General features: G+C 71.3%; 16 protein-coding genes. 9 read left to right on the top strand and 7 right to left on the bottom strand.

Features of this window, described 5'->3' with window-relative positions; translation table 11 throughout:
* Nucleotides 1-113: 113 nt before the first annotated feature.
* Together AB0B66_RS28425 and AB0B66_RS28420 are read left to right on the top strand one after the other, a co-directional pair.
* Complete coding sequence (locus tag AB0B66_RS28425) at nucleotides 114-569, top strand: hypothetical protein (protein WP_360535678.1); 456 nt, start codon at nucleotides 114-116, stop codon at nucleotides 567-569.
* Nucleotides 570-689: 120 nt separating this feature from the next.
* A complete protein-coding gene (locus tag AB0B66_RS28420; RefSeq protein ID WP_360535676.1) occupies nucleotides 690-1,517 on the top strand; it encodes a hypothetical protein in 828 nt (275 codons plus the stop codon).
* Between the two features lie 110 nt (nucleotides 1,518-1,627).
* Here the strand turns inward: AB0B66_RS28420 and AB0B66_RS28415 are convergent, their stop codons facing one another.
* Both AB0B66_RS28415 and AB0B66_RS28410 read right to left on the bottom strand, forming a co-directional pair.
* The gene (locus AB0B66_RS28415; protein ID WP_360535674.1) at nucleotides 1,628-2,335 is read right to left on the bottom strand and encodes a GGDEF domain-containing protein; all 708 of its coding nucleotides are present in this window, start codon (nucleotides 2,333-2,335) and stop codon (nucleotides 1,628-1,630) included.
* Between the two features lie 189 nt (nucleotides 2,336-2,524).
* The gene (locus AB0B66_RS28410; protein ID WP_360535672.1) at nucleotides 2,525-3,121 is read right to left on the bottom strand and encodes a helix-turn-helix domain-containing protein; all 597 of its coding nucleotides are present in this window, start codon (nucleotides 3,119-3,121) and stop codon (nucleotides 2,525-2,527) included.
* Nucleotides 3,122-3,190: 69 nt separating this feature from the next.
* Between AB0B66_RS28410 and AB0B66_RS28405 the strand changes: the two genes are divergently transcribed.
* Nucleotides 3,191-3,547 (top strand): cytoplasmic protein, encoded by a 357-nt coding sequence (locus AB0B66_RS28405; protein WP_360535670.1) that lies wholly within the window; start codon nucleotides 3,191-3,193, stop codon nucleotides 3,545-3,547.
* Nucleotides 3,548-3,587: 40 nt separating this feature from the next.
* On the opposite strand, the gene AB0B66_RS28400 is transcribed toward AB0B66_RS28405, so the two are convergent.
* Nucleotides 3,588-4,247, bottom strand: coding sequence for a hypothetical protein (locus AB0B66_RS28400; protein WP_360535668.1), 660 nt, complete (start codon nucleotides 4,245-4,247; stop codon nucleotides 3,588-3,590).
* A gap of 123 nt (nucleotides 4,248-4,370) precedes the next feature.
* Nucleotides 4,371-6,173, bottom strand: a complete 1,803-nt coding sequence (locus AB0B66_RS28395) for a discoidin domain-containing protein (protein ID WP_360535666.1) — start codon at nucleotides 6,171-6,173, stop codon at nucleotides 4,371-4,373.
* Nucleotides 6,174-6,334: 161 nt separating this feature from the next.
* Between AB0B66_RS28395 and AB0B66_RS28390 the strand changes: the two genes are divergently transcribed.
* Entirely contained in the window at nucleotides 6,335-7,156 is an 822-nt protein-coding gene (locus AB0B66_RS28390) for a methyltransferase (RefSeq protein WP_360535664.1), read from the top strand.
* 46 nt (nucleotides 7,157-7,202) lie between these two features.
* On the opposite strand, the gene AB0B66_RS28385 is transcribed toward AB0B66_RS28390, so the two are convergent.
* Nucleotides 7,203-7,754 carry a peroxidase-related enzyme gene (locus AB0B66_RS28385; protein ID WP_360535662.1) on the bottom strand — a complete coding sequence of 184 codons (552 nt, stop codon included), beginning with the start codon at nucleotides 7,752-7,754 and terminating at the stop codon, nucleotides 7,203-7,205.
* A 204-nt stretch (nucleotides 7,755-7,958) separates the two neighbouring features.
* Here AB0B66_RS28385 and AB0B66_RS28380 point away from each other — a divergent pair, with 204 nt between their 5' ends.
* From AB0B66_RS28380 to AB0B66_RS28370, 3 genes are all read left to right on the top strand, one after another.
* Entirely contained in the window at nucleotides 7,959-9,122 is a 1,164-nt protein-coding gene (locus AB0B66_RS28380; RefSeq protein ID WP_360535660.1) for a M20/M25/M40 family metallo-hydrolase, read from the top strand.
* A gap of 109 nt (nucleotides 9,123-9,231) precedes the next feature.
* Nucleotides 9,232-10,347, top strand: coding sequence for a glutamate--cysteine ligase (locus AB0B66_RS28375; RefSeq protein ID WP_360535658.1), 1,116 nt, complete (start codon nucleotides 9,232-9,234; stop codon nucleotides 10,345-10,347).
* Between the two features lie 130 nt (nucleotides 10,348-10,477).
* Nucleotides 10,478-11,077: a nitroreductase family protein gene (locus AB0B66_RS28370; protein ID WP_360535853.1), complete on the top strand. Its 600-nt coding sequence runs from the start codon at nucleotides 10,478-10,480 to the stop codon at nucleotides 11,075-11,077.
* Here the strand turns inward: AB0B66_RS28370 and AB0B66_RS28365 are convergent.
* On the bottom strand, nucleotides 11,051-12,628 hold the full coding sequence (locus tag AB0B66_RS28365; RefSeq protein ID WP_360535656.1) for an NAD(P)-binding domain-containing protein: 1,578 nt from the start codon (nucleotides 12,626-12,628) through the stop codon (nucleotides 11,051-11,053). The two genes, AB0B66_RS28370 and AB0B66_RS28365, sit on opposite strands and share 27 nt — an antisense overlap.
* A gap of 121 nt (nucleotides 12,629-12,749) precedes the next feature.
* Between AB0B66_RS28365 and AB0B66_RS28360 the strand changes: the two genes are divergently transcribed.
* Entirely contained in the window at nucleotides 12,750-13,406 is a 657-nt protein-coding gene (locus tag AB0B66_RS28360; protein ID WP_360535654.1) for a hypothetical protein, read from the top strand.
* Nucleotides 13,407-13,449: 43 nt separating this feature from the next.
* On the opposite strand, the gene AB0B66_RS28355 is transcribed toward AB0B66_RS28360, so the two are convergent.
* On the bottom strand, nucleotides 13,450-14,292 hold the full coding sequence (locus AB0B66_RS28355) for a CHAP domain-containing protein (protein ID WP_360535652.1): 843 nt from the start codon (nucleotides 14,290-14,292) through the stop codon (nucleotides 13,450-13,452).
* Nucleotides 14,293-14,589: 297 nt separating this feature from the next.
* Here AB0B66_RS28355 and AB0B66_RS28350 point away from each other — a divergent pair, with 297 nt between their 5' ends.
* The gene (locus AB0B66_RS28350; protein WP_360535650.1) at nucleotides 14,590-15,306 is read left to right on the top strand and encodes a hypothetical protein; all 717 of its coding nucleotides are present in this window, start codon (nucleotides 14,590-14,592) and stop codon (nucleotides 15,304-15,306) included.
* Nucleotides 15,307-15,524 lie beyond the last annotated feature (218 nt).

The following is a 15,524-nucleotide window of genomic DNA, read 5'->3' as shown; positions in this document are numbered from 1 at the left end:
TGCTGATCGGCGCGAGCCTAACCGGAATTGCTTCGAGTTTCGGTTGCCGCAGGTAACTAGGCTTCGCGCGTGATCTACAGACGCGACAAAGTCTCCAGGCTACGGAGGTAGCGGTGGCGGTATTCCTGGGACCGTATCCGTTGTGCCCGCAGTGTCAGGCAACCAACGGTGGGCTGGTCTCCGTCAGGCATCGCCAGATTCATCTGCGGGCTCACGGCAAAGAGGCGTGTGTGGACCAGGGGCTCGTCGGGTTACTGGCCGGCTTGTGGGCTGTCTGCGATACCCGAAGCTGCTGCGAGGATGACGGCGGCCGGGCGTACGTGATCCCGACCTCCGCCACTCGCGCCGCAGCGGTCGAGATGCTGACCCAGCTTGGGCTCCGCCCGGACGTCGTCGGCGGGATCGTGTGGTTCGACAAGGACACCGCGCTACGTCTGGACGAGATCGACGCGGTGCGGCGAGCGCTTGCGCAGCCGCAGGGCCACCAGGTGCATTGGCGAGTCCGCGATGGCAGGTTCGAACTGGTCAGGCCCGAGGACGAGGCACCCGTGGGCGACACCGACACCTAGCCCGCAACCGCATCTGTCGCGATGCGGTCGGCGGTACGGCATCGCCTTGTGGCTGATCGAAGACAGTCACACTGACCGTGCCGTGAGGCAGCCGTGACGTCCGTGCTGACCCTGGCTGATATGAGAAAACGACTCGCCGCGCTACTCACCATCGCGGCAACTGCCGCGATGGTGCAGATAGCGACTCCAGCACAGGCCTTCATCGGCCTGTACCAGGTAAACGCCGTGAGCCCGGCCAACGCCAACTCACCGAAGAACATCTCCGCGGCCTGTGCCCCCGGTGACGACATCGTCAGCGTCATGGGGCAGGTCAACAACGGCGGCGGTGACGTCCTGCTGACCCGTGCCTACATCGACGCCGCTGGGGGCGGCACCGCTTCGGGCATCGAGGCCATCGCGACAGCCGTGGCCTGGACTGTCGAGGTCACCGTCGTCTGCGCCCCGGCCGGCGCGCTCGTCAACCGGTCCGTGGTCCAGACCGTGTCCGCCTCCAACATGAACGACAAGTTCCAGACCGCGGCCTGCCCCGCGGGCGACAACATCGTCGGCGGCGGCTACTTCCTGACCGACGCCTTCGGCAACGTGTCCATCGACGAGGTCGCCTACAACGCCGCGATGACGCAGCTGTCCGTCACCGCCTACGACAACGCGGCCGTCGGCAACTACACGCTGACAACGCAGGCGGTCTGTGCCGACCCGCTGCCCATCAGCGACTACTGGAACGCGACCTCGGCATCCAACCCCAATTCACCCAAGAGCACGAACGGGGCCGCCTGCCCCGCCGGCTCGCAGGTGTCCGCGGTCGGTGGAGTGATCACCGGCGCGCTCGGCGACGCGTCGATCGCGACGCTCACCCCGCTGCCCGTGGGCGGCGGCATCGTTGCGCGCGAGGTCGGCGCCTTCGCCGGCAACTGGAGTCTGCAGATGCAGCGCATCTGCATCGGATAGCGGTCCGCCCGGACACACCGCGCCCGGTTCTCCCAGGAGGAGGACCGGGCATGTCCGCGCCCGCCGGCCGGCAGGGCTCCAGGTCCGCTTGGCGGCCACGCAGCCGGCGGTCATCTCGTGTTCGGTGTGGTGTGGTTCGATGCCTGGCTCCCCAACGGGGTGGGGGCGTGGCGGCGTTCCCGTGCACGTTGCGCCGGGCGGGGTGTCACCGCGCTGACATGGTGTTGCGGGTTGTAGGGGGCACAGCCGCTGTCGCCGGCCTTCGCGTCGTGCATGGCCAGGTCGGCGTGGTGCATCAGCAGCCGCAGATCGCCGGTGAGGCTGCGTTCGGCGACACCGATCGACATGCGCAGCTCGATGAGTTCGCCGTCGGGCAGTCGCAGCGGGTGTGCGCTGACCAGGTGCCGTACGTGCCATGCGTGGGCCAGGGCGTCGGTCAGCAGAGCGTGCCAGGCGAACACGAACTCGTCGCCGTGGATGCGGGCGGCGAACGTGTCCGGCAGGTGCGTGCGCAGTACGAGCGCGATGTGCTGCAGCGCCCGGTCGCCGACCTCGTGGCCGTGGGTGTCGTTGATGGCTTTGAACTGGTCGAGGTCGGCGAAGCCGAGGCTCAGCGGCCGGTGGTCGGCGTAGCGGCGGCCCAGTTCGTCCAGCGCGCCGGCCCGGTTGGGCAGGCCGGTGAGGGCGTCGACGTGCACCGCGTGCCACAGCCGGGCGAGCAGCCGCCGTCGCAGGCGCGAGCCGGTTAGCCGGCAGATGATCAGCGCGGTTCCCGCGGCCAGCGTTGCGAGTGTCAGGGCGGAGAGAGTGGTCGACATCGCGGAGTCCGCCTCCTTCTCGGCGGCGTCGGCTGCGGCGGGTCGGTTGGCCGCGGCGTCCTGGCCGGTCGGTGGTGGCGGCGAGGGGCCGCCCGGGGGCCACGTACGTACAACGGTCGATGCCTGTGGTGCGTGGCGGCTGCGGGAGGCCGGATCTGACGGAAAGGCGGACCGGCCGGGGCACCGGGGTTACCGGGCGGTGTCGGCCAGGGCGGCGGTGAGCAGTGCCTGAGCGGTCCGCCGTACGGTCTCGGCGGCGTCCTGCGGGGTCTGTCCGGCGACATCGAGCAGCCAGATCAGCGATTCGATGCCGGTTGCCGAGCGGATCGCGACCGCGAGCGCGTGCACGTCGACGTCGGGACGGGTGCGGCGGACTGGTTCGAGGGCGTGCTCGATCCAGCCGATCGCGCGGCCCTGGCGCAGGACCGGCCGGTCGCCTGGCAGGTCCAGCGACAGCCGCAGGGCCGTCCGCAGCTGCGGCTCCCAGCCGAGGTTGTAGCGGGTGAAGGCGGCCATGAACACGTCGAGCCGGGCGTGCGGCTCGTCGGGTGCGTCGGCGTCGAGCAGGGTCTGCGGCGAGATCTGCGGATGGGCCGCGATCAGCAGCGAGCGCTGGTTCGCGAAGTAGCGGTAGGCGGTCGTCCGGGACACCCCGGCGCGCTCGGCCGCGTGTTCGACCTGGGGCGTCGATCCTTGGGCGAGCAGTTCCCGGGCCGCGTCGACGAGTGCCTGTCGGGTTCGTGACTTCTGCTGTGTTCGCCCGCTCGCTTCATATGGTATCGCCATTACCATCATGGTACCGAAGTACCGTGAAGCCGGTTCTCGTCACGCCGGCCGGACGAAATCAGGTGCGTCATGAACGGTCAGTCACCCGATCCCGTCGTCACCGACCCGGAGCTCTACCGTGTTCTGTTCGAGAACGAGCGGGTGCGGGTGCTGCAGTACCGCGACCGCCCGGGTGACCGGACGCATCCGCATCGGCACCCGGACAGCGTCATGGTCACCCTCAGCGGCTTCCAGCGCCGGGTCTCCAGCGGCGACCGGCACGCCGACATCGAACTGCCGGCCGCGCACGCCCGGTGGATCGGGGCGCAGGAGCATTACGGGGAGAACATCGGCAGCACCGAGACACACGCCGTCTTCGTCGAGCTGAAGGAGCCGTCGGCCACCCCAGCCATCGGGCCGGTTCCGCTCGGACCGAGCGAACGCTGAACACGCTTTCCCGGCCACACCGCGGGTGTCGCCGAAGGTCTCACGTGCTGCGCACGACCTGGTTGAACGCCTCCTTGTGCCACGGTGCCGGGGCCGTGTCGTCGCGGCGGCGGTCTTCGGGCAGGCAGGACAGCACGTAGAGCACGATGGCCGGGCCGCCGAACACACCTGCGAGGATCAGGAGCGTCAGGGCATCGGTGCCCGGCTCGTATGCGGCGATCTCGGTGGGATGCGCCCAGCCGTGCGGGTCGACCAGCACGGCGACGTCGCTGCCGATGCCGCGCTGGTTCGGCGTGCGCAGAAGGCCTGCCAGCGGCCTGCCCTGCGCGTCGGTCACCCGGTAGAGGTAGTCGCCGCCGTCCTCGGACAGGTCGTGGCCGACGAGCTGGGTCACCGTCGCGGTGACCGTGCGTCCGCGCTCTCCGAGCACCGCGTCGGAAGCCGCCATCATGATGGTCAGCTGCCCGAAGGACAGCAGACACCAGGCGATGCAGGCCATTACGGTGCGCCCGACTCCGGTGGAGCCCAGCAGGCCCACGGCCGTGATCGGCACGGCCGTCACGGCCAGCATCACCGGAAACCGCAGGCTTCCGGGTCCCGGGTCGAGGCCCTGTGCGGTGCCGATCCAGGCGCCGGCCGTCAGCGCCGCCGCGGCCAGCGTAGATACGACCCCGATCCGGAACAGGATTCGCAGAACCACGCCTGGACGGTATCGCCCGCGCGCTCGCCGCCGAGTCCGGCCGATCTCCATGCCGGACCGTCGCGTTGCACAAGCCCGGTGCCCGTACGTGTCGCCGTACGGGCACCGGGCCGGGTCGGAGGGCTACCAGCCGACGGCTACCAGCAGGAACTTCGGGTTGCCGGCGGAGACGAACGAGGACTGGTCGGCGTAGTCGTCGTACGGGAAGCCGTACGACAGTTTGTTGATCGCGTTGTCGTGCCAGAACTTCGAGTAATAGTTCGCGGGCGCGGCCTGGTAGTACAGGCTCGGCGTCGACCATTGGGCGCGCGGCAGGTGCGCCACGTGCCGGTTGAGGGCCGAGCACATGGCCGGGTCGTTGGCCAGCACCCCCGCGCAGCCGGTGATGTCGGCGGTGGTCGCGGTGACACCCACCGACGCGGCGTACGAGCTGAGGTAGTTGGCGTACTGGCCGCCGGGCCGGAACGCGGGGTCGCTGCCCGGCGTCGGGATCCGGTATGGCGCCTGCACCTGTCCGAGGTGCTTGAACTCGGCCGGGACCGCGTTGATGAACCGCTGGAACGTCACGGCCCGGTCCTCGGCGAACGTGGCCTGGTCCTCCCCGACGGCGACGTCGTAGCCGCTGTGGGAGACCAGCCGCATGGCCAGCTTCAGCCCGAACGCGTCGACCCGGGTGGTGTTGCCGTTGAACTGCGCCGGACCGACGGTGAACTCGATGAAGTCCCAGTACTGGCCGGTGGGGGAGCCGAGGTAGAAGTACATGCGCCCGGCGGTGTTGACCGGCATGTCGAAGTACGGCTGCTCGGCGATCGACCGGGCGACGCCGTTGTAGCTCCAGAACACCTGGCTGTCCGGGTAGCGCCCGTTCGTGCGGTTCAGGATCTTGAGCATGACGACGTTCTGGGCGGGCGGGATGCTGCCCGTCTCACCCCAGAAACCGCCCGGGCTCGGCGACGGCGAGCTGCTCGGTGGGACCGGGCTGGGGCTGGTCGGGCCGTTGCCGGTCCGGACGGCGAACTCCCACAGCGAGTAGCCGTAGGCGGTGTTGCGGGCGGTGCCGTACAGGCGCACGTACCGGCCGACGCCGTTGACGTTGAGGGTCTGGGTGGCGCCGGCTGCGGTGGTGGTGGCGTAGACGTCGGTCCACGGGCCGGTGGCGCTCGGTCCGACCTGGATCTGGAAGGCGCGGGCCGAGGCCGCCTCCCAGTTGAGCACGACCTGGCAGATCGGCAGTGCGCCGCCGAGGTCGACCTGGATCCACTGCGGGTCGCTGAACGCGCTCGACCAGCGGGTGCCGGTGCTGCCGTCGAACGCCGCGGCGGCGGACATGGCGGCGTTTTCGGCCGACGACGCGGTCGCGGGCCGGTTCAGCGCGGCGTTGGCGGTGCCGCAGCCGCCGGTGCCGCCGCTCGTGCCGTACACCTGGAACTCCCACAGCGAGTAGCCGTAGGCGGTGTTGCGGGCGGTGGCGTACAGGCGGAGGTAGCGGCCGGAGCCGCTGACCGCGAGGGTCTGCACCCCGCCGGGGCCGGTGGTGGTGCTGTAGACCGTGGTCCACGGCCCGGACGCCGAGCCGGCCAGCTGGATCTGGAACGCCCGCGCCGACGCGGTCTCCCAGTTCAGCACGACCTGGCTGATGGTGTGGGTGGCGCACAGGTCGACCTGGATCCACTGCGGGTCGCTGAACGCGCTGGACCAGCGGGTGCCGGTGTTGGCGTCGAACGCCGCGGCCGCGGGCGTGGCCGCGTTCTCGGCCGACGACGCCGACGCGCCGCAATGGGGGGTGATCAGCGGGTCGGCCGCGTGCGCGCCGGACCCGGTGAGGGCCACGACGTAGGCGGCGAGCAGCAGCATCAGTGCCGCTGTGACGGCGAGCAGTTTGGCGGGTCCGCGGTGGCGAGCCACGGACCGCACGAGCGTTGACATGGATTCTCCCTGTTGGGGTGGACGGGACAGTGCGGCGCGGGGGGCTGGTCCGTGCCGCGGACGGTGCAGAGAGCGCTCTCCCGCGACATTCGTCGCCGTACGTTGTCCTGTCAAGTCCATCGATCCCATCGCGGGTTAGCCGATGCTGTGAGGATGGGGACATGAGTTCTTCGCAGCCCGTCGCCGCACCCGCCCCGGATCACCGCTACCTGCTCGACAACGCCCGAGTGCAGGCGGGCGAGCGGTTCACCTGGCTGGCCGAGCTGTTCGACGGTGTCACGCGCGGGCACGTCGACCGGCTCGGGATGGCCGAGGGCTGGCGCTGCTGGGAGGTCGGCGCAGGAGGCCCCAGCATCCCCGAGGCGCTGGCTGCGGCAGTCGGGCCGACCGGTCACGTGCTCGCCACGGACATCGATCCGGCCTGGTTGGACCCGCACGCCCGGTACGAGGTGCGCCGGCACGACGTCGTCGCGGACCCGCCGCCGCAGCCGGGCACGTTCGACCTGGTGCACGCGCGGCTCGTGCTCGTACACCTGCCCGACCGGGCGCGGGCGCTGGCGTCGATGGTGGCGGCGCTGCGGCCCGGCGGATGGCTGCTGGTGGAGGACGCCGACACCGAGCTGCAGCCGCTGGCGTGCCTCGACGAGGTCGGCCCGGCGCAGGAGCGCGCCAACCGGCTGCGGCGCGCCGTGCGGGAGCTGATGACCCGCCGCGGCGCCGACCTGCGCTTCGGCCGTACGCTGCCGCGGGTGTTGCGGGCGGCGGGCCTGGTCGACGTCGCGGCGTCGGGTTGCTTCCCGGTCGGCGGGACGGCGTGCGACCGTCTGGAGGCCGCGACCGTGCGCATGGTGCGCGCCGAGCTGCTCGCGGCGGGGTCGGCCGACGACGCCGAGATCGACGCGCACCTGGCCGCCGTAGACGCCGGCGAGCTCGACCTCACCCTCGCGCCGCTGATCTCGGCATGGGGACGCCGCCCGGGTTGAACAGCCTTCTGCCGCAGGTGGCCTGTGCACCGCCCGGCCGGCGGCGTCAGGCGGGCGCGCCGTACCCGTGTTCCTTGATGCGCTGCGCGGACTGCTCGTAGACGGCGGGATCTGCGGCCGGCAGCGTTCCCAGGCCGTCGACGTAGCGGTTGTACATGCAGAACGCGGCCGCGATCAGCACCGTGTCGTGCACCTCCAGGTCGGTGGCGCCCTCGGCGCGGGCCGCGTCGACCAGCGCCGTGGTCACCTTGCGGCCGTCCTGCTGCACGGCGGCCGCGATCCGCAGCAGCGCGCGCAGCTTCGCGCTGATGTCGGCGGCGTCGAGGTCGGCCCGGACCTGCTGGACCAGCGGCATGCCGGCGTCGAGCTGCGCGGCCGCGAACGCCGAGTGCGACGAGCAGCAGAACACGCACTCGTTGAGCCCGGAGACGTAGGCGGCGATCAGTTCCCGCTCGCCGGCGCTCAGCGTCGGGTGCGGTGCGTGCAGCAGCGCCTCGGCCAGCGCGTTGAGCGGGCCCGCGGTCTCCGGCCGGAACCGCATCGGCCCGTTGATGCCGGGAAACCGGCTTTCGTCCACACCGAGGTCGATGTGCGCCATCGCCACTCCTCACTGACCGGCGTGCGGCCGCCGCACACTCCTTGCGCATTCTCCCGGCTCGATGCGATGGTTCGCTTCTTCGAATGTGCGCTCCTGCGGGCGGTCGGTCCGGTGTGGAGCAGTCGGCCTGCCGCGACACCCGGCCCGGCCGGTTGCGCAATTTCGCTGCTGGCAGCGGCGCGACGGCGCTGCCACGCTGACGACATGTCCGACGTGGAGCATATGGGCGGTCAGATGCAGCTGCAGGCCGCGACGATGACGGCGCAACTGCGCGAACTGGTGCACACCGAGTCGCCGCCCGGGGCGCTGCCGCAGCTGAACGCCTGCGCCGACCTGCTGTCGGCGTGGGGCACGGCGGCGCTGGGCCGCCCGCCGCGCCGGGTGGTCCACGACGGCCTGCCGCACCTGCTGTGGGCCGCCGAGGACCAGCGGGTGCTGCTGCTGGGCCACTACGACACGGTATGGCCGGCCGGCACCGTCGAACAGTGGCCGTTCACGGTACGCGGGTCCGTCGCCACCGGGCCGGGGGTGTGCGACATGAAGTCCGGCATCGTCCAGATGCTCACCGCCCTGACGCTGCTGCCCGACACCTCCCGCGTCGGCCTGCTGCTGACCTGCGACGAGGAGACCGGCTCGGTGACGTCCCGGCCGCTGATCGAGCAGCAGGCCCGCCGCTCGCGGGCGGTGCTGGTCGGCGAGCCGAGCACCGAGGACGGGGCGCTGAAGGTGGCCCGCAAGGGCGGCTCGATGTACCGGATCACGGTGCAGGGCCGGGCCGCGCACGCCGGGGTGGAGCCGCACCTGGGCGTCAACGCGGCCGTGGAGCTGGCCCACCAGGTGCTGGCTGTGCGTTCCTTCGCGGCGGGCGGCACCAGCGTCACCCCGACTCTGCTCAGCGCGGGGACGATGACCAACCAGGTGCCGGAGTCGGCGGTGTTCTGCGTGGACGTGCGCGCCTGGACCCGTGACGAGCTGGAGCGGGTCGACCGGCTGGTGCGGGCGATGACGCCGCTGGTGCCCGGCGCGGCGCTGTCGGTCGGCGGTGGCGTCAACCGCTACCCGCTGCCTGAACACGTGGCGCTGCCGCTGCTGGACCTGGCCCGGGGCGCGGCCCGCCGGCTCGGCCTGGCCGAGGTGCGCGGCGCGCACGCGCCGGGCGCGTCTGACGCGAACTTCACCGGCTCGCTGGGGGTGGCGACCCTCGACGGGCTCGGCGGGGTCGGCGGGGGTTCGCACGCGCGCAGCGAGTGGGTCGACGTGGCGCAGATGCCGGCGCGGGCGGCGCTGCTGGCGGGGTTGATCGCCGCGGTGCTGGAGCAGCCGCGCGGCCGGGCCCGGCGGGCGGCGGCGGGAGCCGCGACCGGCTGATCGTCCACATCGGCGTGTCGTCGGCGTGCCGGGCCGCAGGTGGGCTGCGGGCCGGTACGCTCCGGGTGGCCGTGTCGCGCGGCCCCCGACCATGCCGGAGGCGACGACCGTGACCCAGCAGCCGAGCCGGACCCCGCTGCGGTTCGGTGTCGAGGAGGAGTTCCTCGTCGTAGACGCGGCCACCGGCGTTCCGGCGCCCCGCGCGGCCGAGGTCGTGGAGAAGGCGTTCGCGACGCTCGGCGCCCGCGTCTCGGGTGAGATCACGACGCTGCAGCTGGAGACCCGGACCGACCCGTGCGTGGGCATGGCGGAGCTGGCCGCGCAGGTCGGGCACGCCCGCCGGGTGGTCGCGGCGGCCGCCGACGCCGCCGGGCTGCGGCTGCTGTCGGCGGGCTCCGCGCCCGTCGCCGGGCCCGTCCCGCCGCCGATGACCGTCGGGCCCCGGCAGACCCGCGGCATCGAGACGTTCCGCGGCCTGCACGACGAGCTGGCCATCTGCGCCCTGCATGTGCACGTGGAGATGCCCGACCGCGACCTGGCCGTCGCCGTGTCCAACCACCTGCGCCCGCATCTGCCCGTGCTGCTGACCCTGACCGCGAACTCGCCGTACTGGGACAGCCGCGACACCGGGTACGCCAGCTGGCGCACCATGACCTGGCCTCGCTGGCCGGTGGCGGGCCCGCCACCGCGCTTCGACTCCGCCGCCCACTACGACCAGGTCGTCGACACGCTGCAGCAGGCCGGTGCGCTCGTCGACCGGGGCACCGTCTTCTGGGACGTGCGTCCCTCGGCGACCCATCCGACCCTGGAGATCCGGGTCGCCGACGCGGCCCTGACCGCCGACGAGGCCGTGCTGTACGCCGTGCTCGTCCGGGCCCTGGTGACGCACCTGTCGGCGGTCGCCGGGCGCGGTGAACCCGCGCCCGACGTGCCCGAGCAGCTGCTGCGCGCCGCGTACTGGCGGGCCGCCCGCGACGGCCTCGACGGCGACGGCCTGGACCTTGCCACCGCGCGGCTGCGCCCGGCCGGTGAGCTGGCCCGTGACCTGGTCGCACTGGTCGAGCCGCAGCTGCTCGCCAACGGCGAGCACGAGCACGTGGTCGCAGGACTGGATCGGCTGCTGGACGGCGGGTCCGGGTCCCGGCGGCAGCGCGCGGCGGCCCAGCGAGGCGGCCCGGCAGCGGTCGTCGACTACGTCGCCGAGCAGACGGCGGGTCAGCGCTAACAGGGCAATCCGGCGTAAGCGCGACGGGCCACTGGTGGGTGATGCTGGACGGCGAAGCCACCCCTTTGGAGGCCCCGTGAACGCCGTCGCCACCGTCCCGTTTCAGCTGGACCGCCTCGACCCCGAGCAGATGAGCCACACCGTCCGCGAGTTCGCCGACCGGATGGCCGCCCGCCGGTCGGTGCGCGAGTTCTCGCCCGAAGCCTTTCCGCTGGACGTCGTCGAGAACGCCATCCGCGCCGCGGCGACCGCGCCCAGCGGCGCGAACGTGCAACCGTGGCGCTTCGTGGTCCTCACCGACCCGGCGCGCAAGCGGGCCCTGCGGCTGGCGGCCGAGGCCGAGGAGCGCGAGTTCTACACCCGCCGCGCGTCGCCCCAGTGGCTCGAGGCGGTCTCGGCGATGGGCACCGACTGGCACAAACCGTTCCTGGAGACGGCCCCCGTCGTCATCGTCGTGTTCGAGGTCCACCAGGGCCCGAACACCCCCAAGCCGTACTACGTCAAGGAGTCCGTCGGCATCGCCGTCGGCGTGCTCATCACCGCGCTGCACCTGGCCGGGCTGGCCACGCTCACCCACACGCCGAGCCCGATGCGTTTCCTCAACGAGATCTGCGGCCGCCCGGCCGAGGAGCGGGCGTGCGTGGTGATGCCCGTCGGCCGGCCCGCCGACGGGGTCACCGTGCCCGCCCTGTCCCGCAAGCCGCTACCGGAGGTGCTCGTCCACCGCTGACCCGGCCAGGTCCTGGGCGAAGAACTCGTGCAGGGGCCGCACGTGCCGGTCCTCGCGCCGCCACTCGGCCAGCAGATCCTCCAGCAGATGCAGCTCCTGCACCAGCTCGCCATGGCGATACCGGCGGACCACCGGGTGGATGAAGGCGCTCTCGGCGGCCCGGTCGGGCTGCGGGTGCCGCTCGATGGCGAACACGTCGGCGTACTCGTCGCGGCCCCAGCGCAGCCCGAACGTGTACAGGTGCGGCTGGTCGCCGAACCGGGCGACCGCGTAGTCCTCGGGCAGGTCGTGGTAGTGCCGCACCCGCCCGGACGCCTCGTCGACGACGAGGGCGTCGGTGAGGAACTCGAACTGCGTCCACAGCGCCGAGCTCCAGTTGACCCGGTCCAGCACCGCCGCCGTCAGCGAGCCGGCGTCGGCGTCGACCTCGTCGTAGGGCAGCGGCACCTGCTCGTAGCGTTCCCGCAGCAGCTGGGTCAGGGTGCGCAGGTTGTACCGGAAGCCGTCGATGAACGCCGAGGACGCCTTCTTGAAGTCCCGGTCCTGGGCCAGCGTCCCGGCGAAGTACAGCCCGTCGACGTCGAGCGACTGCCAGTCCGGGCGGGTGGCGGGCATCCGGCCGTTCGGGGTCATCCGCGGCCGGCAGCCGTCGCCGAACAGCGACGTGTCCATGGCGAACCCGGTGCAGCGCAGCACCGACTCGTACTCCATGACCGCGGTCTCCCCGTCGGCGTGGGTGTAGGTCAGGCTGACCTCGAACCGGTCGCCGACCGGGCGGATCTCGTCGATGACGCAGTCGAGCACCGAGTGCAGCGTCTTGAACTGGTAGCTGTCCAGCACCGCCCCGTGGTGGCCGCGTACGTCACCGGGGTGTTTGGTGTTCCATGCCAGCCGCAGCGGCCGCGGGCTCGCCAGATGGATCATCGCGGCATGGCCGAGTAGCGCCGACGCGGTCTCGAACGCGGAGTTGCCCTTGCCGAGGATCAGCACCCGCTGGTCGGCGTAGTCGGCTGGGTCGGTGCTCATCGCCTCGTAGCCGACGGCGTGCTCGATGCCCTTGACGTCGGGGATGTTCGGCCGGCCCCAGCCTGTCGCGACGACGAGGCAGTCGGCGTGGACCACCCCGTCGGCGGTGTGCACCGCGAACCCGTCCCCGGCCTGGTCCACCCGCCGCACGTCGGTGTCGTAGCGCACGTTGAGCTTGTGGTGGCGGCCGAAGTCGCCCAGGTAGCGGACCATGTCGTCGGCGTGCGGGAAGTACTCGCGGCTGTAGTCGGCGAACGGCAGCTCGGCCGGGTCCTGCAGCAGCGAGTTCCAGTCCCAGCGCAGCCGGATCTCCGGGTCGGTGCTGACCGAGTGGACCTTGTTGAGGGAGATGAGTTTGCGGTGGCGGGGGAAGTGGCGGAAGAACTCGGCAGGCTCCGGTGCCCGCTCCAGGGTGAGGTAGTCGGCTCCGGCCTGCTGCAGGTAGTAGCTCAACTGGAGCCCGGCCGGACCCGCGCCGACGATCACATACCGGTGGCGGACCTCGGCCGGTGCACTGTCTGTCATGGACACTCCTCCTCGGGGATGCCACGACACTCCATCATCGATAACGATGCGTCAATGCTTCGTGCGCGGTGGGTCGCGCCGCCGATCCGGTCCGTTGGCCGCGCGGTGCTAGATTCGCGCGGTGACCTCGCTGCTGTCGTTGGCCGTCGAGGGCCTGCGCGTGATCGTGCGGATCGACGGCGAGGACGTCAGCCGCGCCGATGACAACGACGGCCCCGACCCGTGGCACGTCCTCGTGCCGGTGAACCGCTTCGTGGCGACCGACGAGCCCACGACCGCGACGATCGCCTGCTGTCCCGGCTGCGGCCCGGACTGCGTCGCCATCGAGACGCGCATCCGCCGCGAAGGCGATACCGTGCGCTGGGAGTGGGGCCGGACCCGGGTGAGTTGGCAGATCGATCGGCGAACGGCGGTGTTCGACGCTGCCGCCTATGACGCCGAGGTGGCCCGCATCGGGGCCGACCACAGCTGGGAGACCGCGGAACGCCGGGCCGGGCGCCTCATCCTGACCGACCTCGCACTGCCGCCGGGAGTCGGGGCCGTCAAGGTTCGTGCCGCTGACGCCGGTGAGCTCGTGGTGTGGCTCGAAGAGCTGGACACATACCAGATCTTCGTGAGCGTGCCGTGGGAGCCGGAGCGGCCCGACGAGAGCGCCGCGCAGGTGCGGGCCCTGCTGGCCGGACCACCCGAGCGCTGGCATGCGGAATGGCACAGCGTCAAGGGCAGCCAGGATCCGCCGGTCTACGCCGGCGGATCCTGGACAAGGCTTCAGTGGTGAGGGGGCGGGCCTGCGCGGTCGGCCCCCTCGGTCCGGGTGTGGCTCACTTGAAGCGGACGAACTGCGAGAACTGGCTGTTGGCGGTGCCCACCGACACGGTGCGGTGGCTGTAGGCCGATCCGCCGTTGTAGTTGTACTCGTCGACCTCGAACGTGCCGTTGGAGTTCACCCTGGTCACGAACGCGACGTGGCCCCAGGTGCCGCCGAGGCGGACCGCGACGTCACCGGCCTTCGGGCTGCCGTACACCGGGATGCCGGCGCTGCGGGCGGCGTTGGCCCAGTTGTTGGCGTTGCCCCAGTGGACGCCGTCGTAGTAGTTGTGGAACGCGATGCCCAGGCGGCTGCGTACCGCCCACGCCGCGAAGCTGGTGCACTGGCCCTTGTAGAAGTTCCACGGGTCGACACCGGTCGTCGCTCCGCGGTAGGGGTAGTCGTCCTTGGCCGGGTAGCTGTCGCCGCCGCCGGTGGGGGCGGGCTGGTGCGAGGCGTTGTTGTTCTTCAGCGAGGCGTTCAGGTTGACCTTCGCCCCGGACGCGATGTCCTGCGACGTGCCGCCGAAGTCGCTGTTGTAGTACACGCGGACGGTGCTGCCGGTGCGGTTCCACGCCGACGCAGCGTTGTTCTTCACGCACAGGCCCTGGCCGTTGCCGGCGCTCTTGAACTCGTAGCACGAGGGCTGGGTGGCACCGTAGTCGGCCAGCGACGACCCGTGGTCGGAGATCGACCCGGCGAAGTCGCTGTTGTAGTAGTAGCAGAACTCGCCGCTGTCGCAGACGCCGTCACGTGACGCTGCGTGGGCCGGTGTCGCGGCGACGCTCGCGCCGGACACCGCGATGGCGATGATCACGCCTGCGGCGCGCAGTGCGCGTCCGACTCTCCCTGACATGGTTTGCCTCCCCGGGGGATGGAACTGAGTTGCACGGTGAGGTGAAGGTACGAAGTCGACTTACACACTTCGTACATTTGCACTACAGCCGTCGACGATCATCGTCGCGCCGGGCAGATTCAGGCGGGCACGTCGAAGACCTCTGACTGGCACCTGAGTTATGCGGCGGCCGCACCGGTCGCGGCCTGACGGCGTAGACGCTCGTGACTCCACCGCTTGAAGCGCGGCGGTGCCCTCGGCCTGCGCTGGTATGGTGCCGACCTGCTGCCGGGCGGCGTAGTGAGAGGTGGAGCAGCGATGTCGAAGGCCACGGTGACCGCGTGCCTGAACCTGCTGGAGAGCCGCGAAGTCACGGCGGCGATAGCTGACGCACTCGCTCCGTTCGACCTCGCCGAGGATCCCGAAAGCGGCCGATGGGACAGCTGGACGATGAGCGACAGCCTCTTCCTCGTCGCTGCCGGTAACGAGAACGACCGGCGACTCGTCCGTATCGACACCGACGACCCGTCGCGCTGCGAAGGTGGCCCCAAAGTCCTGCTGGACCTCGACACCGGGCGGGCAGCCGCAGCCGATGCCGCCGCGCGGGAGTGGGACGCCTGGGCCGAGCTTGCCGCCGCACATCCCCCCGCACTGCCGTTGTCGGACTTCCTCATCCCGTTCTGGGCGGACCCGGGACCGCAGACCATCGCGCGAGCCCGGCACGCGCACGCTGACCAACCCGTCATGCGGGCGTTCAGGGCACGGCTCAACCTGCCCGACGGCACGATCTGGCAGGAGGAGAACGACCCGATCATGCGGTACGCGACCCCCCGCGAGGACTTCGTGCGCATCCGTGCTGCCCGCGTGATCCCTACCGGGGCGCTGCTGACCGCCGAGGGTGAGTGGGTCGACGACGAATCGTTCGGTGACCTGGACGATTGGCGCCGCGTGGACAGGTACTACACCTTCGCCGACGACTACCTCCGCGGTCTCGGCGACGACGTCTGGCTGATCCGAGTCCTGATCCACTACTGATGGGCACGGCGAACGGTGGGGGTCCGCCTTCGAGCGTCGAGCTTCGAGCAGGGCCGCCACTGCTCGGTCCGATCGGCCGGTCAGGTGAGCGTTCCCCTGGAGCGTGGACCCTGACGCAAGGGATCGCGAAGATCCCTTGCGGTGGAGTGACATCGCCGGTGCCGGCAACGTGGGGTACGGATAGAGGAAGAGCGAGTGGCCGGCGTCCCAGGGACGCC

Origin of the sequence: Catellatospora sp. NPDC049111 (genome assembly GCF_040648615.1) — a bacterium.
GTDB lineage: Bacteria > Actinomycetota > Actinomycetes > Mycobacteriales > Micromonosporaceae > Catellatospora > Catellatospora aurea.
This window is presented reverse-complemented; position numbering and strand designations above follow the sequence as displayed.